Annotated in this window: 24 protein-coding genes and 2 tRNA genes; 14 read left to right on the forward strand and 12 right to left on the reverse strand. The window is 71.8% G+C overall.

The genetic code is table 11. The annotated features are described in order from the left end of the window. Window positions 1–158: 158 nt before the first annotated feature. The 5 genes from ACFUC1_RS06985 to rpmH form a co-directional block, all read right to left on the reverse strand. Window positions 159–830, reverse strand: coding sequence for a protein jag (locus ACFUC1_RS06985; protein WP_379118036.1), 672 nt, complete (start codon window positions 828–830; stop codon window positions 159–161). 11 nt (window positions 831–841) lie between these two features. After that, complete coding sequence (yidC, locus tag ACFUC1_RS06990; RefSeq protein ID WP_379118038.1) at window positions 842–1903, reverse strand: membrane protein insertase YidC; 1062 nt, start codon at window positions 1901–1903, stop codon at window positions 842–844. A gap of 96 nt (window positions 1904–1999) precedes the next feature. Continuing rightward, window positions 2000–2275 (reverse strand): membrane protein insertion efficiency factor YidD, encoded by a 276-nt coding sequence (gene yidD / locus ACFUC1_RS06995; protein WP_379118040.1) that lies wholly within the window; start codon window positions 2273–2275, stop codon window positions 2000–2002. Next, window positions 2272–2640, reverse strand: a complete 369-nt coding sequence (gene rnpA, locus ACFUC1_RS07000; RefSeq protein WP_379118042.1) for a ribonuclease P protein component — start codon at window positions 2638–2640, stop codon at window positions 2272–2274. Before rnpA ends, yidD begins: the two co-directional genes overlap by 4 nt. Window positions 2641–2651: 11 nt before the next feature. Beyond that, complete coding sequence (gene rpmH / locus ACFUC1_RS07005) at window positions 2652–2789, reverse strand: 50S ribosomal protein L34 (RefSeq protein ID WP_106297453.1); 138 nt, start codon at window positions 2787–2789, stop codon at window positions 2652–2654. A gap of 443 nt (window positions 2790–3232) precedes the next feature. Between rpmH and dnaA the strand changes: the two genes are divergently transcribed. Continuing rightward, window positions 3233–4735: a chromosomal replication initiator protein DnaA gene (gene dnaA / locus ACFUC1_RS07010; protein ID WP_379118044.1), complete on the forward strand. Its 1503-nt coding sequence runs from the start codon at window positions 3233–3235 to the stop codon at window positions 4733–4735. Here dnaA and ACFUC1_RS07015 read toward each other — a convergent pair. Next, entirely contained in the window at window positions 4716–5243 is a 528-nt protein-coding gene (locus tag ACFUC1_RS07015) for a nitroreductase/quinone reductase family protein (protein WP_379118046.1), read from the reverse strand. The genes dnaA and ACFUC1_RS07015 overlap by 20 nt on opposite strands. Before the next feature lie 123 nt (window positions 5244–5366). Between ACFUC1_RS07015 and ACFUC1_RS07020 the strand changes: the two genes are divergently transcribed. The 5 genes from ACFUC1_RS07020 (at window position 5367) to ACFUC1_RS07040 (ending at window position 10927) form a co-directional block, all read left to right on the forward strand. Then, window positions 5367–6083: a TetR/AcrR family transcriptional regulator gene (locus ACFUC1_RS07020; RefSeq protein ID WP_379118048.1), complete on the forward strand. Its 717-nt coding sequence runs from the start codon at window positions 5367–5369 to the stop codon at window positions 6081–6083. A 721-nt stretch (window positions 6084–6804) separates the two neighbouring features. After that, window positions 6805–7938 carry a DNA polymerase III subunit beta gene (gene dnaN / locus ACFUC1_RS07025; protein ID WP_379118126.1) on the forward strand — a complete coding sequence of 378 codons (1134 nt, stop codon included), beginning with the start codon at window positions 6805–6807 and terminating at the stop codon, window positions 7936–7938. 188 nt (window positions 7939–8126) lie between these two features. Further along, the gene (gene gnd / locus ACFUC1_RS07030; protein WP_379118050.1) at window positions 8127–9173 is read left to right on the forward strand and encodes a phosphogluconate dehydrogenase (NAD(+)-dependent, decarboxylating); all 1047 of its coding nucleotides are present in this window, start codon (window positions 8127–8129) and stop codon (window positions 9171–9173) included. A 34-nt stretch (window positions 9174–9207) separates the two neighbouring features. Further along, window positions 9208–10407: a DNA replication/repair protein RecF gene (gene recF / locus ACFUC1_RS07035; protein WP_379118052.1), complete on the forward strand. Its 1200-nt coding sequence runs from the start codon at window positions 9208–9210 to the stop codon at window positions 10405–10407. Further along, window positions 10400–10927 (forward strand): DUF721 domain-containing protein, encoded by a 528-nt coding sequence (locus ACFUC1_RS07040; protein ID WP_379118055.1) that lies wholly within the window; start codon window positions 10400–10402, stop codon window positions 10925–10927. Before recF ends, ACFUC1_RS07040 begins: the two co-directional genes overlap by 8 nt. Here the strand turns inward: ACFUC1_RS07040 and ACFUC1_RS07045 are convergent. Then, on the reverse strand, window positions 10918–11502 hold the full coding sequence (locus ACFUC1_RS07045) for a TetR/AcrR family transcriptional regulator (RefSeq protein ID WP_379118057.1): 585 nt from the start codon (window positions 11500–11502) through the stop codon (window positions 10918–10920). The genes ACFUC1_RS07040 and ACFUC1_RS07045 overlap by 10 nt on opposite strands. Window positions 11503–11616: 114 nt before the next feature. Here ACFUC1_RS07045 and ACFUC1_RS07050 point away from each other — a divergent pair, with 114 nt between their 5' ends. Further along, window positions 11617–12525, forward strand: a complete 909-nt coding sequence (locus ACFUC1_RS07050) for an SDR family oxidoreductase (protein ID WP_379118059.1) — start codon at window positions 11617–11619, stop codon at window positions 12523–12525. Between the two features lie 37 nt (window positions 12526–12562). Here ACFUC1_RS07050 and ACFUC1_RS07055 read toward each other — a convergent pair whose 3' ends face one another. Continuing rightward, the gene (locus tag ACFUC1_RS07055) at window positions 12563–13318 is read right to left on the reverse strand and encodes a metallophosphoesterase family protein (RefSeq protein ID WP_379118061.1); all 756 of its coding nucleotides are present in this window, start codon (window positions 13316–13318) and stop codon (window positions 12563–12565) included. Window positions 13319–13438: 120 nt separating this feature from the next. Between ACFUC1_RS07055 and ACFUC1_RS07060 the strand changes: the two genes are divergently transcribed. Beyond that, window positions 13439–14953, forward strand: a complete 1515-nt coding sequence (locus tag ACFUC1_RS07060) for a protealysin inhibitor emfourin (protein WP_379118062.1) — start codon at window positions 13439–13441, stop codon at window positions 14951–14953. Between the two features lie 11 nt (window positions 14954–14964). Here ACFUC1_RS07060 and ACFUC1_RS07065 read toward each other — a convergent pair whose 3' ends face one another. Next, on the reverse strand, window positions 14965–15789 hold the full coding sequence (locus tag ACFUC1_RS07065) for a hypothetical protein (RefSeq protein ID WP_379118064.1): 825 nt from the start codon (window positions 15787–15789) through the stop codon (window positions 14965–14967). A 261-nt stretch (window positions 15790–16050) separates the two neighbouring features. Here ACFUC1_RS07065 and gyrB point away from each other — a divergent pair, with 261 nt between their 5' ends. The 6 genes from gyrB to ACFUC1_RS07095 all read left to right on the forward strand — a co-directional run bounded on the left by gyrB (window position 16051) and on the right by ACFUC1_RS07095 (window position 22058). Further along, the gene (gyrB, locus tag ACFUC1_RS07070) at window positions 16051–18210 is read left to right on the forward strand and encodes a DNA topoisomerase (ATP-hydrolyzing) subunit B (protein ID WP_379118066.1); all 2160 of its coding nucleotides are present in this window, start codon (window positions 16051–16053) and stop codon (window positions 18208–18210) included. Between the two features lie 97 nt (window positions 18211–18307). Then, entirely contained in the window at window positions 18308–20977 is a 2670-nt protein-coding gene (gyrA, locus tag ACFUC1_RS07075) for a DNA gyrase subunit A (protein WP_379118068.1), read from the forward strand. Further along, window positions 20974–21501, forward strand: a complete 528-nt coding sequence (locus tag ACFUC1_RS07080; RefSeq protein ID WP_379118070.1) for a DUF3566 domain-containing protein — start codon at window positions 20974–20976, stop codon at window positions 21499–21501. Before gyrA ends, ACFUC1_RS07080 begins: the two co-directional genes overlap by 4 nt. A 208-nt stretch (window positions 21502–21709) precedes the next feature. Further along, window positions 21710–21786, forward strand: a tRNA-Ile gene (locus tag ACFUC1_RS07085). A gap of 39 nt (window positions 21787–21825) precedes the next feature. Then, window positions 21826–21945, forward strand: coding sequence for a DLW-39 family protein (locus ACFUC1_RS07090; RefSeq protein WP_379118072.1), 120 nt, complete (start codon window positions 21826–21828; stop codon window positions 21943–21945). Between the two features lie 37 nt (window positions 21946–21982). Further along, window positions 21983–22058 (forward strand) — tRNA-Ala (locus tag ACFUC1_RS07095). A 50-nt stretch (window positions 22059–22108) separates the two neighbouring features. On the opposite strand, the gene ACFUC1_RS07100 is transcribed toward ACFUC1_RS07095, so the two are convergent. The 3 genes from ACFUC1_RS07100 to ACFUC1_RS07110 all read right to left on the reverse strand — a co-directional run bounded on the left by ACFUC1_RS07100 (window position 22109) and on the right by ACFUC1_RS07110 (window position 24030). Then, complete coding sequence (locus ACFUC1_RS07100) at window positions 22109–22897, reverse strand: hypothetical protein (RefSeq protein ID WP_379118074.1); 789 nt, start codon at window positions 22895–22897, stop codon at window positions 22109–22111. 96 nt (window positions 22898–22993) lie between these two features. Continuing rightward, window positions 22994–23374 carry a hypothetical protein gene (locus ACFUC1_RS07105; RefSeq protein ID WP_379118076.1) on the reverse strand — a complete coding sequence of 127 codons (381 nt, stop codon included), beginning with the start codon at window positions 23372–23374 and terminating at the stop codon, window positions 22994–22996. A gap of 155 nt (window positions 23375–23529) precedes the next feature. Further along, window positions 23530–24030 (reverse strand): hypothetical protein, encoded by a 501-nt coding sequence (locus tag ACFUC1_RS07110; protein ID WP_379118078.1) that lies wholly within the window; start codon window positions 24028–24030, stop codon window positions 23530–23532. Between the last annotated feature and the right edge of the window lie 76 nt (window positions 24031–24106).

Genomic DNA, 24106 nt, shown 5'->3' on the forward strand with positions numbered 1-24106 from the left:
TCGGGACCGCCGGCGGACCCCGGGGCGGACGAGGCGGCCACGGGTTCGGTGCCGGCGTGGCGGGACGAGGCGCGCGCGGCACCGGGGATCCCGGTACCGCGCCCGTCGTCGGCGCCGTGGTGGCGAGTCGTCATGCGCGCTGTTTCACGTGAAACGGATCAGGAGGCCGCAGGGCGCACCACGACGTGGCGTCGCGGCTCCACCCCGTCCGACTCCGAGACCAGCCCGGCCGCGAGCACCTCGTCGTGCACGACCTTGCGCTCGAACGCGCTCATCGGGTCGAGCGCCACGGACGCGTTGCTGCGCTTCACCTCGGCGATGGCCTCCTGCGCCACCGCCACGAGGGCGGATCGGCGCTCGGCGCGGTGGCCGGCGACGTCGAGCATGAGGCGGCTGCGCTCACCCGTGGCCGACTGGACGGCGAGCCGGGTGAGCTCCTGCAGGGCGTCGAGCACCTTGCCGTCCTGGCCGACGAGGCGGCGGGGCACCCGGCCGTCCTCGGAGTCGACGATGGAGACCGACGCCCGGTCGCCCTCGATGTCGACGTCGATGTCGCCGTCCAGGTCGGCGATGTCGAGCAGGGTCTCGAGGAAGTCGGCAGCGACCTCACCCTCCCGCTCCAGGTCGGCGCGCCCACGCGACCTCGCGGGGGCGACGGTGTCGTCCCCGTCCGCGGTCTCGCCGGCGTCCACGACGTCGCTCGGGGCCGCGTCCGTCTCGACACTGGCCTGCGCGGACGACTCGGCGTCGGCAGCCGGGGCGGTGGGCGCGTCGTCAGGGGAACCGGCGACGGTCGTCGTCGCCTCGGTCACGGTGTCGTGCTCGCTCATGGGGGTCGCTCTCAGTTGTCGGTGTGGGGCTTGTTCTCGGCGACGGCCGAGCTGCTCGCGCCCGTGGACGTGGTCTTGGCCGGGCTCTTGCCCTGCGCGCCGGTCGGCGACTTGGCCGCCGGCGACTTCTTCTTCTTCTTCTTGCGGCTGGGCTGCTGGCGCTGGCCGGAGACCGGCTTGGCCTCCTCGGCGGGAGCCTGGTCCAGGCCCTTGACGGTGAACTCCTCGTGCACCTTGCCGCGCCGGGCCTTGCGCTCACGCAGTGCCTGCTCCGCGGGGGAGCCCGGCGCCGGCATACGGCGGATCACGTAGAACTGCTGGCACATGGACCACACGTTGGTGGTGAGCCAGTAGAGCAGGACGCCGATGGGGAAGTTGACGCCGGAGACCGCGAAGAACAGCGGCATGACGTAGAGCAGGACCTTCTGCTGCCGCGCGAACGGGTTGTCGAGCGCGGAGGCCGGCATGTTCTTGCGCATCAGCTGGTGCTGCGTGGTGAAGGTCGACAGCGACATGAGCACGATGAGCACGACGGTCACGACCTTGACGGTGACCGTGTCCGAGCCCATGAACTTGTCGGAGAGCTGGGCACCGAAGAGCGTCGACTGCTCGGCCTGCCGGGCCAGGTCACGCGTGATCGGGCCGATGGTGTCCTTGGTGCCGGCGGCCATCCCCTGCAGGCCGTTGAGCACGCGGAAGAGGCCGAAGAAGAACGGGGACTGCAGCAGGATCGGCAGGCACGAGCTGAACGGGTTGGTCCCGGTCCGCTTGTACAGGTCCATGGTCTCCTGCGTCATGGCCTGACGGGAGTCCGGGTCGTTCTTGCCCTTGTACTTGGCCTGGATCTTCTGCATCTCGGGCTGGATGAGCTGCATCCGTCGCGAGGCGTGGATCTGCTTGACGAACAGCGGGATCATCGCCGCCCGCATCACGACCACGAGGCCGATGATCGACAGGACCCACGCGGCGCCCGAGGCGGGCGGGATCCCGATGAGCGTGAAGAGGCTGTGCCAGCCGTACAGGATCCAGGCGACGATCCACTCGAACGGGTAGACCAGGGAGCTGAAACTCATCGTGTCCTCAATCTGGTGATGGTCCCGCGAGGGGCCCACCGGTGGTCCGGTCCGCGGCTCGGGGCTGCGCGACCGGCAGGTCTGGGGTCCGCGGCCCTAGTGGGCGTGGGACGGGTTGGCCGGCCGCTTCTCCGGGACGTGGTCCACCCCGCCGGGGGTCCACGGATGGCACCTGAGCAACCGCTTGAGCGCCAGCCAGGTTCCCGTGATCGGTCCGAACCGCCGGATCGCGGTGAGGGCGTATGCCGAGCAGGACGGGTAGTAGCGGCAGGTCGGGGGCCGCATCGGGGAGATGACCTGCTGGTACACCACGATCAGCCCGATGAGCGGGGCCGCGGCCACCTTCTGCAGGGTCCTGCCGATGTCGCTCATGCCTTCACACCACCCAACCGGCCGAGCACGCGCCCCAGCAGGCGGTCCAGATCGGCGCCCAAGACAGACGAATCAGCCTGTGCCGCAACGGGATTCGCGCGCACGACCACATCAGTGCCCGCGGGGAGGTCCCGGAGCCGGGCCGCCATCAGGGCCCGCAGCCGGCGCTTGGTCCGGTTCCGGACCACGGCCGTGCCCACGGCCTTGGAGACAACAAAACCGACCCGCGGCGGGTGTCCCGCACGCGCGTCGGTCTGGTTGGCGTGGACCACGATCAGCGTGGAGCCGGCCCGGGCTCCCCTGGGCCCCCGGAGCGCTGCAGCGAAGTCCGAGCTCGCACGGAGCCGGTGCCCCGCGGGCAGCACCGGGGTCTGCCTCAGGCGGAGAGCTCGGAGCGACCCTTGCGACGACGGGCCGACAGGATGGCGCGACCCGCACGGGTGCGCATCCGCAGGCGGAAGCCGTGGGTCTTGGCCCGGCGGCGGTTGTTCGGCTGGAAAGTACGCTTGCTCACGAGATTCTCCGTTGCTGGTCAGGCCCGGCGGGCCTGATGAGTCGGGGTGGGCGCCTGGTCGGCCGCAATCGGAAACCCGCCACGACGGACCGGCGGTACCACCACCGGAAGCGGGCGTCACGGGCATGCGAAAACGGCCGACAGGCCTGCTCCACGGTACGCGAGCGCGCGGCACAGGGTCAAACCAGCACGACCGCGTGCGATCGGGCCGCCCACTACCAGCACGAAACGTCCCTTTCCGGCCCGACACGCCGAGGAGCAACCCACGAGGTCGTGGTCCGACCGCCCATTTTCCCGGATCCGGTTGCTCCGCGCACCCGCACCTTGTTACGGTCCCCCCTTGTCCCACGTTCCCCACAGGTTGTGGACAAACATGTGGACAAGGCACCATGACCCTGCGACAAGGGCAGCACCGCACAGACGTCGAAAGGGATGTGGACCTCGTGAGCCAAGCCGATCTGGACTATGCACAGATCTGGCAGAACACGATCACGACCCTCGACGCCGACGGGCTGCCCGTCCGGGAGCGCGCGTTCCTGAGCCTCGGCCGCCTGGCCGGCCTGCTCGACGGCACAGCCGTGGTCAAGGTCCCCAACGACTACACCAAGGACGTGCTCGAGCAGCGCATCCGAGAGGCCGTCACCCGGGCCCTGTCCGACCAGCTCGGCGCCCCGGTCCACCTGGCCGTGACCGTCGACCCGGCGTTGGACACCGTCACCGAGGACACGGTCGGCGTCGCCCTGGCTCCCGCCGTCCCCCCGGCGTACGACGCCACGTCGGCATACGACGCCGCCCACCAGTCGCCGCACGCCCAAGGCCCGGCGCAGCCGCTGGCCCCTCCGGCCAGCGTGCCGATCCCGGCCGCCGAGCCACAGCGCCTGCCCCGCGCAGAGGTCGTGACCACGGACGAGTCCGCGACGCGGCTCAACCCGAAGTACACGTTCGACACCTTCGTCATCGGGGCGAGCAACCGGTTCGCCCACGCGGCGGCGGTCGCGGTCGCCGAGGCGCCGGCCAAGGCGTACAACCCGCTGTTCGTCTACGGCGAGTCGGGGCTGGGCAAGACCCACCTGCTGCACGCGATCGGCCACTACGCGCGCAACCTCTACCCGCACGTGAAGGTGCGGTACGTGAACTCCGAGGAGTTCACCAACGACTTCATCAACAGCATCCGCGACGACAAGGCCGCCAACTTCCAGAAGCGGTACCGCGACGTCGACGTGCTGCTCATCGACGACATCCAGTTCCTGCAGGGGAAGGTGCAGACGCAGGAGGAGTTCTTCCACACCTTCAACACGCTGCACAACGCGAACAAGCAGGTCGTCATCACCAGCGACCTGCCGCCCAAGCTCCTCAGCGGCTTCGAGGAGCGGATGCGCAGCCGGTTCGAGTGGGGGCTGCTCACCGACGTCCAGCCGCCCGACCTCGAGACCCGCATCGCGATCCTGCGCAAGAAGGCCATCCAGGAGCGGATGAGCGCCCCCGACGAGGTCCTCGAGTTCATCGCCAGCCGGATCTCGACCAACATCCGCGAGCTCGAGGGCGCCCTGATCCGCGTCACCGCGTTCGCGAGCCTCAACCGGCAGAGCGTCGACATGGGCCTGGCCGAGATCGTGCTGCGCGACCTCATCCCCACCGAGCAGGGCAGCCAGATCACGAGCGCGACGATCATGGCCCAGACCGCGGCCTACTTCGGGCTCACCATCGAGGACCTGTGCGGCACGTCCCGCTCGCGCGTCCTGGTGACGGCCCGGCAGATCGCCATGTACCTGTGCCGCGAGCTCACCGACCTGTCCCTGCCGAAGATCGGCCAGCAGTTCGGCGGCCGCGACCACACCACGGTCATGCACGCGGACAAGAAGATCCGCCAGCTCATGGCCGAGCGCCGGGCCATCTACAACCAGGTCACCGAGCTCACCAACAGGATCAAGCAGCAGTCCCGCTGACCAGCCGGTCCTGCGCGGCCGACACGGCCGGCTCGATCTCGAAGACGGGGAAGCCGGGCGCGGCCGCGAGCAGCTGCTCGTCGCTGGAGTCCTTGTCGAGGTCCTCGAAGAACTGGCCGACCTCCCAGGCCCACCGGCGCAGGTACTCCCGCATCACCGGCAGCTTTCGCTCGTCGGGTACCTCGGTCGCGGTGAAGGCCTCGACCCGGCGACCCAGGCGCAGCTCGCCGGAGCCCACCACGCGCAGGTTGCGCACCCACTGGGTGTGCCCGCGCGGGGCCAGCAGGTAGCGCCGGCCGTCCACGACCAGCGGGTTCACGGGGGTCGTGCGCCAGGCACCGCTGGTGCGGCCGCGGACGGCCAGGATCCGCGACCCGGCGAGGGACACGCCGTGGGCGGTGAGCCAGGCGACGGTTCCGTTGGTCAGCCGCAGGGCCCGCCGGGCGCCGGCCGCGGTGGGCATGACGTAGCGCGGCCTGGTGCCGCGCCCGGGGTTCTTCTCGCTCATGGTCGTTCCTTTCGTGAGCACTGCTCTCTGATTGGTTCCATGGAACGCCTGCGTCGACGCCCTTGTCAAGAGCACCAGTCACAAACAAGAGCGTCAGTTCCGGAACTGTGCGAGGATGGGGGTATGCCGACGACCGGAGGAGTGCGCGCACGGCACCGTGCCGCGGTGGAGGCAGACATCGTCGAGATCGGGCGGCGGCACCTCGCCCGGGACGGCGCAGCCGCCCTGTCCCTGCGGGCCATCGCCCGCGAGCTCGGGGTCGTCTCCTCGGCGCTCTACCGCTACGTGGCCAACCGCGGCGACCTGCTCACCCTGCTCATCGTCGCCTCGTACACCTCGCTCGCCGAGGAGGTGGAACGGGCGCACGAGGGCGTCGACGAGGACGACCTCACCGCGAGGTGGCACGCGATCGCGGGCGCGATGCGGCGCTGGGCCCTCGCCAGGCCGCACGAGTACGCCCTGCTCTACGGGTCCCCGGTCCCGGACTACGCGGCGCCGGCGGAACGCACCACCGAGCCCGGCACTCGGGTCCTGGCCCTGGTGCTGCGCCTGCTCGACGACGCGGCGCGGTCCGGGCGGCTGGTGCCCTCCCGGGTGGGGCAGCCCTCCCCGGACGGTGCACGCGCCAGTGCGCAGCGGATGCTGGCCGACCCGTTCTTCGAGGGCAGCAGCATCGACGCCGACGCGCTCCTGGCCGGCATGGCCGCGTGGTCGATGGTCATGGGGACGCTCAGCGCCGAGGTGTTCGGGCAGCTCGGGCCACAGACCGTCGCCGACCCGCAGGCCTGGTTCGACCACATGGTGGGCGTCGCGGGACGACTCGTCCTGGCCGACGACTGAACCCCGACCCCGGACCCCACAGCCGTCGTCCACGGGCTGTCCACCGTTCTCCACAAGGTTGTCCACACCTGTGTCCACTCGTTCACCGAACGGCAACCTCCGCCCCGACGCCGCCGGAACGGTGCTCAGCGACCCCTGGACGTCACGACCCCGCAGCACGAAACCGGTCACAACCGGACGAACCCCCCGTGGTCCACACCTGTGGACAACTCTGTGGGTATGTGGGTCGGCCCCACGACCATCGTCCGAACGGACAGCCTTTCCCCCGGACCCTGTGGACAACCGGTGGACAACCCGTGCACGGCACGCGCTGCACTGGGGACCGGCGGGCCCGGAGGTGTGGAGGCCCTGTGGGCGGCGATCGGTCGTCCACACCGGGGGCCAGCTCGTCCGCGGTCCGGTCCACGCGGCGTACACATGCCTGGCGGCCGCTGACCTGCGACGACGCGGGTCGTCCACAGTTCCCACACCCCCTACAACGATGATGAGATCCCTCAACTCAGCAATCCCGCCCCGAGTACCAACCCTGCCCCGACCCCTCGATGGACCGCCAGGCGAATCACAGGAACCGGGTGCGCACCGATTCCGCCGATCCGGGTTGGCCGCACCGCGACCGCCCACTAGGGTCGGTGCGAATTCCATCGGTGGCACCCTGTCCGTCGATGGGCACATCCGAGGCAGTGGGTCCGTGCGGTGGCCGGGCGTGAAGGGCGGTACAACGGTGAAGTTCCGGGTCGAACGTGAGGTCCTCGCCGACGCCGTGACCTGGGTGGCCCGTGGCCTGCCGGCCCGACCGCCCGTTCCGGTGCTGGCGGGCGTCCTGATCGAGGCGAACGACGAGGGGTCGTTGACCCTGTCCGCGTTCGACTACGAGGTCTCGGCCAAGGTCACCGTCCCCGCCGACGTGAGCGAGGCCGGCACCGTCCTCGTCCTCGGCCGCCTCCTCGCCGACATCTCCCGCAACCTGCCGGCCAAGCCGGTCGACGTCACCACGGACGGCAGCAAGGTGTCTGTGACCTGCGGGTCCAGCCGGTTCAGCCTGATGCAGATGCCGGCCGACGACTACCCGACGCTCCCGACCGCCCCCGAGCCCAGTGGCACCATCGCCGGCGACGTCTTCACCAAGGCCGTCGCCCAGGTCTCGGTGGCGGCCGACCGCGGCGACACCCTCCCGATCCTCACCGGCGTGCGGGTCGAGATCGACGGCTCCAAGGTGACCCTGCTCGCCACCGACCGCTACCGGCTGGCCATGCGCGAGCTCACCTGGAACCCCAACAGCACCGACGCGACCCACCTCGCGCTCGTCCCGGCCCGCACCCTCTCCGAGACGGCCAAGGCCCTCGGTGCGTCGGGCTCGATCGAGATCGCGCTCGGCTCGTCGGCCGGTGGCGACGGCCTCGTCGGGTTCGAGGCAGGCCAGCGCCGCACCACGACCCGCCTGCTCGACGGCGAGTACCCGAAGGTCACCTCGATCTTCCCCACCAGCGTCGACAGCGAGGCCGTGGTCTCGACCGGCGAGCTCGTCGAGGCGGTCAAGCGTGTCGCCCTCGTCGCCGAGCGGAACACCCCGGTGCGGCTGCGGTTCACCGACGGCCAGGTCGCGATCGAGGCCGGCACCGGCGACGACGCCCAGGCCTCCGAGGCGGTCGAGGCGACGCTCACCGGCCCCGAGCTCGAGATCGCCTTCAACCCCCAGTTCCTCCTCGACGGCCTCGGCGCCGTGGGGACGCCGTTCACGCGGCTGTCGTTCACCCAGCCTTCGCGCCCAGCCGTCCTCTCGGGCCAGGAGGAGCAGGACGGCGAGGCCGACACCTCCTACCGGTACGTGCTCATGCCGGTCCGCTTCGCCAGCTGACCCCGCCCGCCCCCCGGGCGTCGGGACCCCCGCCTCCCGGGCGGGTCGCCGCCGGACCCGCCTCACTTCGCGGGGCGAGCACCCCCGGGCGTAGCCTGAGCCACGCCCCACCGGGCCTGCGGGTGTGCCGGGTGGCCGGCACCGCGGCGTACCCGCGTCCCCCTGGACAGCACGGAAAGGCTCCTCACATGCAGCTCGGTCTGATCGGTCTCGGCAAGATGGGCGGCAACATGCGCGAGCGGCTGCGCCGCGCAGGGCACGAGGTGGTCGGGTTCGACTTCAACCCCGACATCTCCGACGTGAAGTCGCTCGCCGCGCTGGTCAAGTCCCTCGACGCCCCGCGCGTGGTGTGGGTGATGGTCCCCGCTGGTGACCCGACCCGCCAGACCGTCGCCAAGCTCGGCGACCTGCTCGAGAAGGGCGACCTGGTCATCGACGGCGGCAACAGCCGCTTCACCGACGACTTCGAGAACGAGAAGCTGCTCAAGGCCAAGGGCATCGGCTACCTCGACTGCGGCGTCTCCGGCGGCATCTGGGGCCTGGAGAACGGCTACGGCCTCATGGTCGGCGGCTCCGCGGCCAACGTGAAGAAGGCCATGCCCATCTTCGACGCGCTGCGGCCCGAGGGCCCGCGCGAGGAGGGCTTCGTCCACGCGGGCAAGGTGGGCGCCGGCCACTACACGAAGATGGTCCACAACGGGATCGAGTACGGGCTCATGGCCGCGTACGCCGAGGGCTACGAGCTGCTCGAGGCCAAGGACATCGTCACCGACGTCCCGGGCGCCTTCAAGGCGTGGACCCGCGGCACCGTCGTCCGGTCCTGGCTGCTCGACCTGCTCGTCGACGCCCTGGAGAAGAACCCGCACCTCGAGGACGTCTCCGGCTACACCGTCGACTCGGGCGAGGGTCGGTGGACGGTCGAGGAGGCCATCGCCAACTCGGTGCCGATGCCGGTGATCTCCGCCTCGCTGTTCTCCCGGTTCGCCTCGCGCCAGCAGGAGTCCCCGACCATGCAGGCGGTCGCGGCGCTGCGCGGCGGGTTCGGCGGCCACCAGGTCATGACCGTCGCCGAGGGCGAGAAGCTGCGCGCCGAGGGTGCCCCCAAGCACGAGAAGGAGGCCCAGGCCAAGGCAGCTCCGAAGGAGAAGCCGACCAAGAGCGCCGCGAAGGCCGCCGCCAAGGGACGCAAGGCCGCCAACGCCGGGCCGTCCTCGGGCACCGGCTCGACGAAGTAGCCCGCGCACCCGCGCGCCACCGTCGCACCTGCCCGTGCACGTCCGTCACCTCTCCGTCGCCGACTTCCGCAGCTACGGCGCCGCCGAGCTGCCGCTCGAGCCCGGGGTCACGACGCTCGTCGGGCTCAACGGCCAGGGCAAGACCAACCTGGTCGAGGCGATCGGGTACCTCGCGACCCTGTCCAGCCACCGGGTCGCGACCGACCAGCCCCTGGTTCGGTTCGGTGCCCAGCAGGCCGTGGTCCGTGGGGCGATCGTGCGCGAGGGCCGTGAGACCCTGCTCGAGCTCGAGCTCAACCCTGGACGGGCGAACCGCGCCCGGCTGGGCCGGTCGCCGGTCTCCCGGCCGCGCGAGGTGCTCGGCACCCTGCGGACGGTGCTCTTCGCGCCGGAGGACCTCGCGCTCGTCAAGGGCGACCCGTCCGAGCGCCGCCGGTTCCTCGACGACCTGCTCGTCGCGCGGCAGCCGCGGTGGGCGGGGGTGCGCAGCGACTACGACAAGATCCTCAGGCAGCGGGGGGCCCTGCTGCGCTCGGCCCAGCCGGTGCTGCGCCGCGGTGGTCGCCGCCGGCCGCCGCGACCCGGCGAGGAGTCGGGGGCCGACGCCCGCGCGTCGGCCCTGCACACCCTCGACGTGTGGAACGACCACCTCGCGACCGTCGGCTCCCAGCTGCTCTACGCCCGCCTGCGGCTCGTCCGCGACCTCGGCCCCTACCTGGGCAAGGCCTACGACGAGGTGAGTGCCGGCCAGTCCGACGCCCGCATCGCCTACAGGAGCTCGCTGCGCGAGGAGACGGCAACGCGCATCGCCGCCGGCGAGGTCCCCGAGGTGGACGAGCTGCGCCGCGAGCTGCTGGCCACGCTCGAGGAGGTGCGCGACCGCGAGGTCGAGCGTGGCGTCTCCCTCGTCGGCCCGCACCGCGACGACCTCGTCCTCACCCTCGGCGAGCTGCCGGCCAAGGGGTATGCCAGCCACGGCGAGTCCTGGTCCTTCGCGCTCGGCCTCAAGCTCGCGGCATACCAGCTGCTGCGCCACGACCTCGGCGAGGACCCGGTGCTCATCCTCGACGACGTCTTCGCCGAGCTCGACTCCGGCCGGCGCGAGCGGCTCGCCGCGATGGTGGCCGACTGCGAGCAGGTGCTCATCACCGCGGCCGTCGAGGCGGACGTGCCGGCGGGCCTGGCCGGCCGGTCGTATGCCGTGACGCTCGGCGAGGTGGTGCAGCGTGCCTGAGCAGCCGGAACCCGGCGCCGGGCTGGACCCCGAGGCGGAGGACGCTGCCGCCGCGGCCCTGCAACGCGCTCGCGCGGCGGCCCGGGAGAAGGGGCTGCGGCCCGGACTGAAGCCGATGCGCCGCCGCCGCCCGGGTGTGGACGGCAGCCGCGCCAACCGCGACGGCCGTGACCCGCTGCTGCTCGGTGACCAGATGGACCGCCTGCTCGTCGACCGCGGCTGGCAGGTCGACGTCGCGGTGGGGTCGGTCATGGGGCGGTGGCCGCAGATCGTCGGGGACGAGGTGGCCCAGCACTGCACGCCCGTGACGTTCGAGGGGGGCGTGCTCACCGTGCGCGCCGACTCGACCGCCTGGACGGTGCAGCTCACCCTGCTCGAGTCGAGCATCATGCAGCGGATCGAGGCCGAGAGCGGCAAGGGGACGGTCAGCGCGCTCAAGATCGTCGGGCCGAGCGCCCCGTCCTGGTCCCGGGGTCCGCGCCGGTCCCAGGGACCGGGTCCCCGCGACACCTACGGCTGAGCGGTGAGCGACCTCAGCTCGTCCAGGGCGCGGTCGAGGTGATCCTGCAGTGAGCGGTCGTCCCCCGAGGCGATCCACCGCGCGAACGCGACCCGGAAGACACTGACCCCGGCCTGGGCGGCGAGGGCGGCCCGGTCGGTCGGGACACCGCGAGCCACGAGGGCGTCGGCCAGGGCGTCCGCGAGGGACCCGAGCTTGAGCAGCTCGCGCTCGCGCAGGGAGGGCTCCGCCTCGATGACGGCCTGCCGGCGGGTGGCGAACTCCTTCATGGCGGGGGTGAACCAGGACCCCGCACCGCGCAGGGCGGCGGCCACGAGGTCCAGCGCTCCCGCCGACCCCGGTACGTCCTTCGTCGGGCTCGTGGCCATCGGGTCGACGAACCTCGCGACGAACTGCTCCTGGCCGTCGAAGAGCACCTCACGCTTGTCGGCGAAGTGGCGGTAGAAGGTCCGTTCGGTGAGCTCGGCCCGGGCGGCGATCTGCGCGACCGTCGTCTGCTCGTACCCGTGCTCGGAGAACAGGTCGAGGGCGGCGTCACGCAGCCGTGCCCGCGCTCCCGGCTCCCATCGACCCATGACGGCCATCCTAGGTGATGTCACAGTCTGTCATCGCGGTGGTAGTGTGATGTCACACCCTGACATCAACATCGCTGGTCGCCGGGCTCCGGCGACCACGGAAAGGCAGGAACCATGCGCGTGTTCGTCACCGGAGCATCCGGCTGGATCGGGTCGGCCGTCGTGCCCGAGCTGCTCGCCGCGGGGCACGAGGTGAGCGGTCTCGCCCGGTCCGACACCTCTGCAGCGGCCCTCGAGGACCGCGGCGTGGCCGTCATCCGCGGGGACCTCGACGACCTGGACTCGCTGCGTCGCGGCGCCCGGAAGGCCGAGGCAGTGGTCCACCTGGCCAACAAGCACGACTGGGGCAACCCGGCGGAGTCCGTCCGGGCCGAGCGTGCTGCCGTCGAGACCCTCACCTCCGAGCTCGAGGGGAGCGGGCGGCGACTGCTCCTCGCCTCCGGCGTGGCGTTCCGGGTCGACGGGCGGGCCCCCACCGAGGACGAGCCGAACCCGGCCCGCGGCCCGCAGGCGCCTCGTGGCGGCACCGAGTCCCTGGCGATGGAGTTCGTCGACCGGGGCGTGCACTCCGTGGCCCTGCGGTTCGCCCCCACGGTCCACGGTCCGGGCGACCACGGCTTCATCGCCGCCATCGTCGAGGTCGCGCGCCGCACGGGTGTCGCGGCCTACCCGGGGGACGGGGACAACCGCTGGTCCGCGGTGCACCGTCTCGACGCCGCCGGGCTCGTCGCCCTGGCCCTCGACGCCTCTCCCGCAGGTTCGGCGGTGCACGCGGTTGCCGAGGAGGGCGTGACCACCCGGGACATCGCCGAGGCCGTCGGCGCGCGGCTCGGTCTGCCGACACGGTCCGTGGCCCCCGACGACGTCGCGGACCACTTCGGCTGGATCGGCGGCTTCTTCGCCATGGACCTGTCCGCCGGCAGCGACCCGACCCGGGCGCGGCTCGGGTGGACGCCCACCCATCCCACGCTGCTGGAGGACATCGCCGCCGGGGCCTACGACGGGGCCTACGACGGGGCCTGATCTCCCGGCCGGCGCCAAAGCTCTGGCGCCGCGACGATCAGGGGTGGAGGCGTCCGTCGCGCGGGGCGAAGACCGGGAGGGCGTCGGCGTCGGAGTACCGACCGCGCAGGTACTCGTCCACCCAGGCCCGGCGGTCGTCGTACCCCGACTCGGCCACCACCCGCGCGCAGACCGCGTCGAGGTCGACCTCGGTGTGCCGCAGCGACACCTGGCCGCCGCGCAGGAGCGCCCACGCGCCGCCCGGGCGCCCGTACGGCATACCGATGCTCCCCGGGTTGACCACCCAGCGACGGTCCACGAGGCGCGCGAAGGGCATGTGGGTGTGGCCGCACAGCACGGTCCGCACGTCGTCGGGCAGCCCGGAGAACGCCTCGGCCCAGCGCTCGAGCCGGGTGTCGACGAGCACGACCTCGTCGTCGTCGCGGGGCGAGCCGTGGCACGCGAGCACCGGCCCGAACCCGTCGACGTCGACGGTCACGGGGTGCGGCAGCCCGGCCAGCAGGTCGACCTGGTCGGGCCGCAGCTGGGACCCGGCCCACTGCGACTCCGGGTGCTCGCTCGTGCCGCCGCGGGCCACGTCCACCAGCTCGCGGTCGGCGTTGCCGCGCACGAGCACGGCCCGCTCCCCCAGGGCGCTGAGCGCGTCGAGGGTCTCGACCGGCATCGGCCCGGCGGCGTGGTCGCCGCAGACGACGACGAGGTCGGCGCCCGCGACGTCCGGCTCTGCGAGCACCGCCTCGAGGACGGGCAGCACCCCGTGGACGTCGGACAGGACCGCGACGGACTCGACCATGCAGCGACGGTATGCCGTGGCCGGCCCGTGCGGCCGGGTGTTCGCCGCCGGTGGAGGGGCGTCGCAGCCGGCTCCTGTCCTCCGGTCGCCGCTGTCGGTGGACGGGAGCACGATGGTCACATGCCCGAGATGTCCGAGTCGCACCGCTGCACGATCGTCCCGCCCTACCTGCTCGAGGCGTTGTCGCAGCAGGGGTCCGGCGAGGCGGCGCAGTGCGCCTCCCGGACGCTCGACCGCGACGGGGAGTGGCGCTCGCGACGGGGGTCCGATCGTGCGGGACGCGGCGGTCCCTCCGGTGGTGGGACTGCCGGCGGGGTGACCGCCCGGGCGGCCGCGGGCAGCGCGGCCGCCCCCGACGACGGGACCTCCCCGCGGCGCGTGGTCAGCGACGCCGCCGGCACCCAGACCCTCCCGGGCCGCCGGCTGCGCGGGGAGGGTGACCCCACGACGGGGGACGCCGCGGCCGACGAGGCCTACGACGGGCTCGGCGCGACGTGGCAGCTCTACCGCGAGCAGTACGGCCGCGACTCCCTCGACGACAAGGGGCTGCCGCTCCTCGCGTCGGTGCACTACGGCACCGACTACGACAACGCGTTCTGGGACGGGACGCAGATGGTCTTCGGTGACGGCGACGGACGCGTGTTCACCCGGTTCACCGTCGCGGTCGACGTCATCGGGCACGAGCTGACGCACGGGGTCACCGAGCTCACGGCCGGCCTGGCCTACCAGGGCCAGTCCGGGGCGCTCAACGAGAGCATCTCGGACGTGTTCGGGTCCCTGGTGCGCCAGCGCGCCGCCGGCGAGACGGCGGACCGCGCCGACTGGCTCATCGGCAAGGGCCTGTTCACCCCGGCGGTCAACGGCGTGGCCCTGCGGTCGATGAAGGCGCCGGGCACGGCCTACGACGACCCGCAGCTCGGCAAGGACCCGCAGCCCGCCGCCATGTCGGGCTACGTGCAGACCACCGACGACAACGGCGGCGTGCACATCAACTCCGGCATCCCCAACCACGCCTTCTACCTCGCCGCAACGGCGATCGGCGGCAATGCCTGGGAAGGTGCCGGTCAGGTCTGGTACGACGTGCTGACCGGCGGCACCATCGCCGCGGACTGCGACTTCGCCACCTTCGCCGGGCTCACCGTGGCAGCCGCCGAGGCGAGGTATGCCGCTGGCTCACCGCAGGCGCTGGCCGTGCGCGACGCCTGGGTCCGGGTGGGTGTGCTGTCCGGGGCGGCTGCGTCCGTGGGCGCCGGTTCCGCCTCCGCCGGTTCCGCGTCCACCGGGGCGGCGTCGGGTGGTGCGGGCCCGGCCGGCCAGGGCACGGCCCCGGGTGGGGGCGACCGCACGGCCCCACCCGGCGCGGCGGTCCGGGTCCGCCGCACGGGCGGCCTCGCCGGTCAGCACCGCCGGCGCACCGTCGCCCTCGGCGAGCTGCCCGAGGCGGACGCGAGCGCGTGGCGCGGGCTGCTGGCGGACGACGGGCTCCGGGCGCTGGCCGGCCGCGGGGGGCGGCTCGTCCCCGACGCCTTCACGTACCACGTGGCCTGCCCACCGGACTCCGACGAGGTGGACCTGCCCGAGCTCGACCTGCCGGAGGACGTCCGCGACCTGCTCAGCCGGACCCTCGAGGGCTGAGGTCGTTCGGGTCAGACGACACCGTGGGTGCGCGTCGTCCACAGGGTCGAGGCCACCCGGTCCACGAAGGCGCTGACCTTGGCCTGGGACGTCCCCTGTGAGGAGAACGTCACCACCTGGTCGCCGACGACGAGCGCGATCGCGACGCCGTACAGGCGGCGCGTCCCGCCCAGGTGGTAGGTCAGCCGCACCGCAGGGCCGGCCTGCGTCATGACGTGGGTGAGCTGGTCCACGGGACCGGCCAGTCCGGTGGACACCCCGGCGCGCAGCGTGGCGTCCGGGGGCAGGGCGCGCCCGGGTGTGTGCGTGACCACGAGTGCGACCGGGTCACCCGGTTCAGACACGATCGAGGTGAAGATGCGCCCGATCCGGGCCTGGAGCATCTGCGTGTAGTCCTCGAGCGAGAGCCCCAGCAGGGCGGCCACCTTGCGCCGCTCCTCCAGGCTGCCCTGGGAGTTGGCCACCGTCCCGGCATCGAGCTCGGAGAAGGTGCGCGGCACGCCGAAGGCGATCCCGAGGTCGGGGTCCTCGACCGGCAGCTCACCGGCCGTCAGCGGGGCCCCCTTCCAGACGGGTGCGGGGTCCTGCCCGGTGTCGGGGCTGGGCACCGGCGCCGACTGGCCCGGCGTCACGGTCGCGGTGGGGGTGATGGGGTCCGGGTCGGGCGGCAGGGCGGTGATCGTCCCGGGCGAGCCGCTCAGGCCGCCGCCGCACCCCGCGAGCGAGACCGCGAGGAGCGAGGCGCACACGCCGGCGCGCACGCCACCGCGCAGGCCGGGACCCCGCGTGCTCCCCTGCCCCCGACTCGACCCCGCTCCCGGACGTGCTCTCCCCACGCGCGGCACGCTAGCCGGGGACGGCGCCGGAAAGGTGTCGTTCTGCCCCGGACCACCCGTTCGGTGGAGGTGTCGCAGCTCGGCCTGGAAATCGCGCGTGTGGCCCGCTGGGGGCCCGGGTGGCGACCCCCGACCCGTCAGGCGTGGTTTTTTTCGCCCTGACGTGCGTTCACGGGCCTCCTGAGGCACCTTCCAGCCCTCGCGACAGGTAGACTGGCAGGTGATTCCGCGACCAGCTGGGCTCCAGCCTGGTCGCGTTCCATGAGCAGGGTACGACGACGTGGCGGGGTCCGCCCGTGCGTCGTGCCGCAAGCACAGAGGAGCACCGTGCCCGCGCCCGACCAGAACGACCGACCCGTCCAGGACGAGAACCTCACGGCCGCGGAGGCCGAGGCCGCCCGCGAGCTAGCCGAGGCGCAGCTCGCCGGGGCCGAGCCGGGCTCGGACTACGACGCGAGCGCCATCCAGGTGCTCGAGGGTCTCGAGGCGGTGCGCAAGCGTCCCGGCATGTACATCGGGTCCACCGGTGAGCGGGGACTGCACCACCTCGTCTGGGAGATCGTCGACAACGCCGTGGACGAGGCGCTCGCCGGGTACGCCGACACCATCGACGTGACGCTCCTCGCCGACGGCGGGGTGCGCGTCAAGGACAACGGCCGTGGCATCCCGACCGGCCGCAACGAGGCCTACGGCATGTCGACGGTCGAGCTCGTGCTCACCCAGCTGCACGCCGGCGGCAAGTTCGGCGGCGGCGGGTACAAGGTGTCCGGTGGCCTGCACGGCGTCGGCTCCTCGGTCGTCAACGCCCTGTCGACCAAGCTCGACGCCGAGGTGCGCCAGCTCGGGCACGTCTTCCGGGTCTCCTTCGACCACGGCGAGGCGGTCGCCCCGCTGGAGCAGATGGAGGCGTCCGACGAGACCGGCACGACCATCACCTTCTGGGCCGACGGCGACATCTTCGAGACGACCACGTACGACTTCGAGACGATCCGGGCCCGGTTCCAGCAGATGGCCTTCCTCAACAAGGGCCTGACCATCAACCTCGTCGACGAGCGCGACCCGGCCACGGGCGACGAGGCGGCCACCGACGACGTCGTCGACGAGGCGGAGAAGAAGCCGCGCCAGGTCTCCTACCGGTACGACAACGGCCTGGTCGACTACGTCACCCACCTCGTGGGCTCGAAGAAGGCCGAGCCGGTCAACGCCGAGATCATCTCGATCGAGTCCGAGGACACCGAGCGCCAGCTCAGCCTCGAGCTCGCGATGCAGTGGACGACCGCCTACTCCGAGTCGGTCCACACGTACGCCAACACGATCAACACCCACGAGGGTGGCACCCACGAGGAGGGCTTCCGCGCGGCGATGACCAAGCTCATCAACGACTTCGCGCGCAAGCAGAACCTGCTCAAGGACAAGGACGACAACCTCACCGGCGACGACATCCGCGAGGGCCTGACGGCCGTCGTGTCGGTCAAGCTCGGCGAGCCGCAGTTCGAGGGCCAGACCAAGACCAAGCTCGGCAACTCGGAGGTCAAGGGCTTCGTCCAGCGCGCCATGACCGACGAGTTCGGGCACTGGCTCGAGGCACACCCCAACGAGGGCAAGGACATCGTCCGCAAGTCGATCCAGGCCGCGGCCGCGCGCATGGCCGCCCGCAAGGCTCGCGAGGCGACCCGGCGCAAGGGCCTGCTCGAGTCCGGCGGCCTGCCGGGCAAGCTCAAGGACTGCCAGAGCAAGGACCCCTCGATCTCCGAGGTGTTCATCGTCGAGGGCGACTCGGCCGGCGGCTCGGCCGTCCAGGGCCGCAACCCGCACACCCAGGCGATCCTCCCGATCCGTGGCAAGATCCTCAACGTCGAGAAGGCGCGCATCGACAAGGTGCTCGCCAACAACGAGGTCCAGGCGCTCATCTCGGGCTTCGGCACCGGCATCGGCGAGGACTTCGACCTGTCCAAGGCCAGGTACCACAAGATCATCCTCATGGCCGACGCCGACGTCGACGGCATGCACATCCGCACGCTGCTGCTGACGCTGCTCTTCCGGTTCATGCGACCGCTCATCGAGGCCGGCTACGTCTACCTCGCCCAGCCGCCGCTGTACCGGCTCAAGTGGAGCAACCACGAGCACGAGTTCGCGTTCAGCGACCGTGAGCGCGACGCGATGATCCTCGAGGGCCAGTCGCGCGGGTGGCGCCTGCCGAAGGACAACGGGGTGCAGCGCTACAAGGGTCTCGGCGAGATGAACTACCACGAGCTGTGGGAGACCACGATGGACCCCGACCACCGGGTCCTGCTCCAGGTGACGCTCGACGACGCGGCCGCGGCCGACGAGATCTTCGCGATCCTCATGGGCGAGGACGTCGAGTCCCGCCGCGGCTTCATCCAGCGCAACGCCCGCGACGTCCGCTTCCTCGACATCTAGGGCCGGTATGCCGCCGGGCCGGCGGGTTTCACGTGGAACCAGCCGCCCGGCATACCGAATGAACTTTGGCGAATGGCATTGAAGGACAAGGGAATCCATGACTGAGCAGCCGCCCACCATCACCCCGGGCGATCGGACGGAGCCGATCGACCTCAACACCGAGATGCAGCGCAGCTACATCGAGTACGCAATGAGCGTCATCGTGAGCCGCGCGCTCCCGGACGTGCGGGACGGGCTCAAGCCGGTGCACCGGCGCGTGCTGTACGCCATGTACGACGGCGGGTACCGGCCCGACCGCGGGTACAACAAGTGCAGCCGTGTCGTCGGCGACGTCATGGGCCAGTACCACCCGCACGGCGACAGCGCGATCTACGACGCCCTCGTCCGGCTCGTGCAGGACTGGTCGCTGCGGTACCCGCTCGTCGACGGCCAGGGCAACTTCGGCAGCCGCGGCAACGACGGCGCCGCCGCCCCGCGGTACACCGAGTGCCGGATGGCGCAGATCGCCATGGAGATGGTCCGCGACATCCACGAGGAGACCGTCGACTTCCAGCCGAACTACGACGGCAAGACGCAGGAGCCGACCGTCCTGCCGAGCCGTTTCCCTAACCTGCTCGTCAACGGCTCGGCTGGCATCGCCGTCGGCATGGCCACCCAGATCCCGCCGCACAACCTGCGGGAGGTCGCGGCCGGTGCGCAGGTCTACCTCGACAACCCGGACATGCCGCGCGAGGAGCTGCTCGAGCGGCTGCTGACGATCATCCAGGGCCCGGACTTCCCGACCGGGGCGCTCATCATGGGTCGCCGCGGCATCGAGGACGCGTACCGGACCGGCCGCGGCTCGATCATCATGCGCTCGGTCGTCGAGGTCGAGGAGATCCAGGGCCGGCAGTGCCTCGTCGTCACCGAGCTGCCCTACCAGGTCAACCCGGACACGCTCGCGCAGAAGATCGCCGAGCTCATCAAGGACGGCAAGCTCGCCGGCATCGCCGACCTGCGCGACGAGACCTCGGGACGCACCGGCCAGCGCCTGGTCATCGTGCTCAAGCGCGACGCCGTCGCCAAGGTCGTCCTCAACAACCTGTACAAGCACACCCAGCTGCAGACCAACTTCGGCGCCAACATGCTCGCGCTCGTCGACGGCGTGCCGCGCACCCTGCCGCTCGACGCGTTCATCCGGCACTGGGTCGACCACCAGATCGAGGTCATCCAGCGGCGCACGACCTTCCGCCTGCGCAAGGCCGAGGCCGAGATCCACATCTTGCGCGGCCTGCTCAAGGCGCTCGACGCGCTCGACGAGGTCATCGCGCTCATCCGCCGCTCCCCCACCGTGGAGGAGGCGCGCGACGGCCTCATCGAGCTGCTGGAGATCGACGAGGTCCAGGCGCGCGCGATCCTCGACATGCAGCTGCGCCGCCTCGCCGCCCTGGAGCGGCAGAAGATCATCGACCAGCACGACGAGCTCGAGGCGATGATCCTGGACTACCAGGACATCCTCGCCACGCCGGCCCGCCAGCGCTCGATCGTCTCCGAGGAGCTCGGCCAGATCGTCGACAAGTACGGCGACGACCGCCGCACCACGATCGACCTCTTCGACGGCGACATGTCCATGGAGGACCTCATCCCCGAGGAGGACGTGGTCGTCACCATCACCCGGGGTGGCTACGCCAAGCGCACCCGCGTCGACGCGTACCGCTCACAGGGCCGCGGCGGCCGCGGTGTCCGCGGTGCGGCGCTGCGCGGTGACGACATGGTCGAGCACTTCTTCACGACGTCCTCGCACCACTGGCTGCTCTTCTTCACCAACCTCGGCCGGGTCTACCGGGTCAAGGCGTACGAGCTGCCCGACGCCGGCCGCGACGCCAAGGGCCAGCACGTCGCCAACCTCCTGGCACTGCAGCCCGACGAGCAGATCGCGCAGGTGCTCGACCTTCGCGACTACGCCCAGGCCCCCTACCTCGTGCTCGCCACGAAGAACGGCCTCGTCAAGAAGACCCGGCTCGCCGACTACGACTCCCCACGCTCCGGCGGGCTCATCGCGGTGAACCTGCGCGACGGCGACGAGCTCATCGGGGTCGACCTGCTCAGCGCCGAGGACGACCTGCTCCTGGTGTCGCGGAAGGCGCAGTCGGTGCGGTTCCACGCGACCGACGAGCAGCTGCGTCCCATGGGCCGGGCGACCAGCGGCGTCACGGGCATGCGCTTCCGCGGCGACGACTCCCTGCTGTCGATGAGCGTGGTCCGCGCCGGTGAGGACCCGGACGTCTTCGTGGTCTTCGAGAACGGCATGGCCAAGCGCTCGCCGTCCTCGGAGTGGAACGTCAAGGGCCGCGGCGGCCTCGGTGTCGCCGTCGCCAAGATCACCGAGCGCAACGGCGACCTCGTGGGTGCGCTCACCGTGTCCGAGTCCGACGACGTCATGGTGGTCTTCGCCAAGGGCAACGTCGTGCGTATGCCGGTCGCGCCGGTCGCGCGCCGGGGGCGCAACACCCAGGGCGTCATCTTCGCCCGCCCGGGCAAGGGTGACTCCGTCGTGGCCGTCACCGACGCGCCCGAGACGGCACCGGAGGACGTGGTGACCGACGCCGAGGCGGCAGCCGAGGGCGGGACCGCGGCCCCGGCCGGCACCGACGCTGTCCAGCCCGTGAGTGGCGAAGGCGACTCGCAGGCCACCGATGCCGTACCGTCGGAAACGAACGATCAGGTCGCGCCCGAGGCTCCCGCCGCGGACGGGTCCGACGACGAGGGCACCGGAGGTAACGCGTGAGCACGGCAGGCCAGACGAGCAGGTCGGCCCTGGGTCAGGGTGGTTCGACGACCGGCCAGGCCGCGACCGGCACCACCGGCCCCGGCGCGACGACCGGGCGCCCCGGTGCGCGGGCGGGCGCCCCGGTGTCCCGACCCGGGGAGGGCGCGGCGAGCGTCCGCCAGCGGCGCGTCAAGCTCACCGTCAGCCGGGTCGACCCGTGGTCGGCGATGAAGATGTCGTTCCTCATCTCCGTGGCCCTCGGCATCGCCGGCGTCGTCATGGTGGCCGTGCTGTGGATGATCCTGTCCGGCATGGGCGTCTTCTCGGAGATCAACCGCCTGGTCGGGACGATCTTCTCCGACAGCCAGAACCCGTTCGACATCATGAACTTCCTCGGCTTCGGCCGGGTGCTGTCGCTGTCGATCGTCATCGGGGTCATCGACGTGATCCTGCTGACCGCGCTGTCGACGCTCGGGGCCTTCCTCTACAACGTCTGCTCCTCGCTGGTCGGCGGCATCCAGCTGACCCTCACCGACGACTGAGCCACTCCCTCACGCCACGCTTGGCGCACCACGGCGGTTGCTCGGCACACCGCGGGTTGTCATCCCGCGGGAAGCCCAGCAACCGCCGTCCTGCGTGCGGGATGCCCGGCTCCGCGCGGGGGTCGGGCCCGTTTTGGAGTGCGGCGCGGGCGTGGGGTAACCTCATGCCTCGCGCCACCTCCCGTGGCGCAGCGGAGATTGGGCTCACGGGCCTATAGCTCAGACGGTTAGAGCGCTTCCCTGATAAGGAAGAGGCCACAGGTTCAAGTCCTGTTAGGCCCACCAATCCCGATCCCCGCGGTTCCGGTGAGGAAGGCGGAGGCCGTGAAGAAGCTCCTGCTCCTGGTCGCGACCGCCCTCGGCGCCGCGGCGATCCAGAAGAAGCTCAAGGACCAGCAGGCCGAGAAGGACCTCTGGGCCGAGGCGACCGACTCCCCGCGCTAGGCGGACCCGCGGCCGACAGGCCGCCGGACCCGTCTCGGGGGCCATGGCGCAATTGGTAGCGCACCTGCTTTGCAAGCAGGGGGTTAGGGGTTCGAGTCCCCTTGGCTCCACCACGACGACGAAGCCCCTCCCGGAAACTCGGGAGGGGCTTCGTCGTGTGGCGTCAGGCGGGTTCGTCGACGCGCGGACGGTCCGAGCCGCGGCGCTCGAGCCTCCCGACCAGGACGACGAACACGGCAGCCGCGAGCATCGACACCGTGCCGTCCCCGACCCCCAGGCCACCCGCCTTCGTCGGCGGCTTGCCCAGCCAGTCGGCCACGGACGCACCCAGGGGCCGGGTGAGCACGTACGCGATCCAGAAGCTGGACACCGGGCCCAGCACGCGCAGTCGCCACGCGAGCAACGGCACGAGCATCAGCCCGGCGAACAGCAGCACCGAGTCCAGGTACCCCAGGTGCAGGGTGAAGGCGGTGAGGTCCCCGGCGGCCGTGCCGAGCGCGAAGGTGGCCAGCACGGTGGCCCAGTAGAACGCCTCGCGTCGGCGGGTCGTGATGCTGTGGATGGAGACGCTGCCCTCGACCCGGCGCCAGAGAGCCAGGCAGAGCACCACGGCAGCCAGGTAGCCCACCGTCGTCACGGCATAGGGGACCCCGAGGACGACGTGCACCGCATCGGCGGCCATCGTGCCGAAGACAGCGACCATGGCGACGGCCGTCCAGTAGCTCACCGCGTGGTACGTCCGCCGGGTCAGCTGCACGGCGAGGGCGGCGACGAAGACCACGAACCCCACGGCGACGGCGAGGACGGGGTTGTGACCGGCGAGGAAGTCCGAGATGGCCTCACCCATCCCCGTCGTCAGGAGCTTGACGACCCAGAAGACGGCGGCGACGTGGGGCACCTTGGGCGCCAGACGGGTACGGGCAGGGCCGGTTACGGCGGTGGGTCGGGACACGGCCCACCATCCGACCAGCGCACGCTGGACGCCTGCTGGGAACGGCCTGTGGGTCCGGTCAGGGGGCGACGCGTGCCTCCACGACCGAGACCGGCGTCACCGCAGGTGCAGGAGCCGGTCCAGCAGCGGCGGGACGATGAGGACGACCAGCAGCACGCCGTTGACGATGAGCCCGACCCGGGCGAGTCGCTGGCCGGCGTCACGCCGCAGCGCGTGCCACGCGAAGGCAACGCCGGCGACGAGCGGCGCCGCCCACAACAGGGCGACGGCGCTCCAGCCGAACCAGTTCTCGATGTACGGCACCTCGCCGCCCGGGGTGTCGATCCCGAAGAGGCGGGCGGCGGGGGCGCTGAGGGCGATGAAGGCCGCCGTCCAGGGGACGAACAGGGCGAGCATCCACAGGGAGGTCAGCGCCTGGATGCGCGGACGGTGGATCGCGGCGGGGCTGTGCGTGCGACCGGGGTGGTGGGTGGTCATGGTCTCCACCTCCTTGCCCCTCGAGCGTGCCCCGGGTGCCGACCCGCAGGCAGGGGCGAAGGTCCCACCGGCGCCAAGGTGCGGGCCGCTCACCACGGGGTTCGGGCCTCCGGCCCATGGGTGCGGGCGTCCGGCCCGGCTGGCGCCCGCGGACCTCAGGGCGTGAGCAGGACGCGGGGCACGCGGCAGTTCAGGCCGACGTTGTTGAGCCGGTCGAGCAGCGGGCGCCCGTCGACGACGGGCAGCGTGAGGACGGCCCGCTTCCCCGCAGCGAGGTCACGGGCGTACGCCTCCCGCGCGGCGACGAGCCGCTCCCAGTCCTGCAGCCACTGCTGGGCGGGTGCGTCGGCCGACAGCCGCGCCTCGCCGAGAGTGCGCACGCGGGCGACGAGTGTCGTCACGGCGTCGTCCTGCGCGTTCACGGCACCCACCCGCTGGCGCACCGTGGCGGCGGGCCCGACCGCCGCCGCGGCGGCGGCCTCCCTCATCTGGGCACAGGCCGCGCTCGCGACCGCGACGACGTCCGAGCTCCCGATGACGGCAGGGTCGTCGGCGGTGGCGTAGCTCCACAACCGGCTCAGCACGACCCACACCGCCACGAGGGCCACGACCACGGCCACCCGCGCCACCCAGAGCCTCCACCGAGGTGTCGCCATGGACCCATGGTCCCGCCGGGCCGGTCAGCCGCAACCCGTCAACGGCACGAGCACGCGTCCGTCCGCCGCGAGCGCG

The sequence above is a fragment of the Pedococcus sp. NPDC057267 genome (assembly GCF_042668795.1).
Taxonomy (GTDB): domain Bacteria; phylum Actinomycetota; class Actinomycetes; order Actinomycetales; family Dermatophilaceae; genus Pedococcus.

What these genes read in the sequence shown, in the direction of transcription:
- ACFUC1_RS07045 (WP_379118057.1), bottom strand. Translation starts at nt 11,502, where the DNA reads ATGGGTCGATGGGAGCCGGGAGCGCGGGCACGGCTGCGTGACGCCGCC.
- yidD (WP_379118040.1), bottom strand. Translation starts at nt 2,275, where the DNA reads ATGAGCGACATCGGCAGGACCCTGCAGAAGGTGGCCGCGGCCCCGCTC.
- yidC (WP_379118038.1), bottom strand. Translation starts at nt 1,903, where the DNA reads ATGAGTTTCAGCTCCCTGGTCTACCCGTTCGAGTGGATCGTCGCCTGG.
- gyrA (WP_379118068.1), top strand. Translation starts at nt 18,308, where the DNA reads ATGACTGAGCAGCCGCCCACCATCACCCCGGGCGATCGGACGGAGCCG.
- ACFUC1_RS06985 (WP_379118036.1), bottom strand. Translation starts at nt 830, where the DNA reads ATGAGCGAGCACGACACCGTGACCGAGGCGACGACGACCGTCGCCGGT.
- ACFUC1_RS07015 (WP_379118046.1), bottom strand. Translation starts at nt 5,243, where the DNA reads ATGAGCGAGAAGAACCCCGGGCGCGGCACCAGGCCGCGCTACGTCATG.
- ACFUC1_RS07110 (WP_379118078.1), bottom strand. Translation starts at nt 24,030, where the DNA reads ATGGCGACACCTCGGTGGAGGCTCTGGGTGGCGCGGGTGGCCGTGGTC.
- ACFUC1_RS07020 (WP_379118048.1), top strand. Translation starts at nt 5,367, where the DNA reads ATGCCGACGACCGGAGGAGTGCGCGCACGGCACCGTGCCGCGGTGGAG.
- ACFUC1_RS07050 (WP_379118059.1), top strand. Translation starts at nt 11,617, where the DNA reads ATGCGCGTGTTCGTCACCGGAGCATCCGGCTGGATCGGGTCGGCCGTC.
- ACFUC1_RS07105 (WP_379118076.1), bottom strand. Translation starts at nt 23,374, where the DNA reads ATGACCACCCACCACCCCGGTCGCACGCACAGCCCCGCCGCGATCCAC.
- ACFUC1_RS07055 (WP_379118061.1), bottom strand. Translation starts at nt 13,318, where the DNA reads ATGGTCGAGTCCGTCGCGGTCCTGTCCGACGTCCACGGGGTGCTGCCC.
- gnd (WP_379118050.1), top strand. Translation starts at nt 8,127, where the DNA reads ATGCAGCTCGGTCTGATCGGTCTCGGCAAGATGGGCGGCAACATGCGC.
- gyrB (WP_379118066.1), top strand. Translation starts at nt 16,051, where the DNA reads ATGAGCAGGGTACGACGACGTGGCGGGGTCCGCCCGTGCGTCGTGCCG.
- ACFUC1_RS07060 (WP_379118062.1), top strand. Translation starts at nt 13,439, where the DNA reads ATGCCCGAGATGTCCGAGTCGCACCGCTGCACGATCGTCCCGCCCTAC.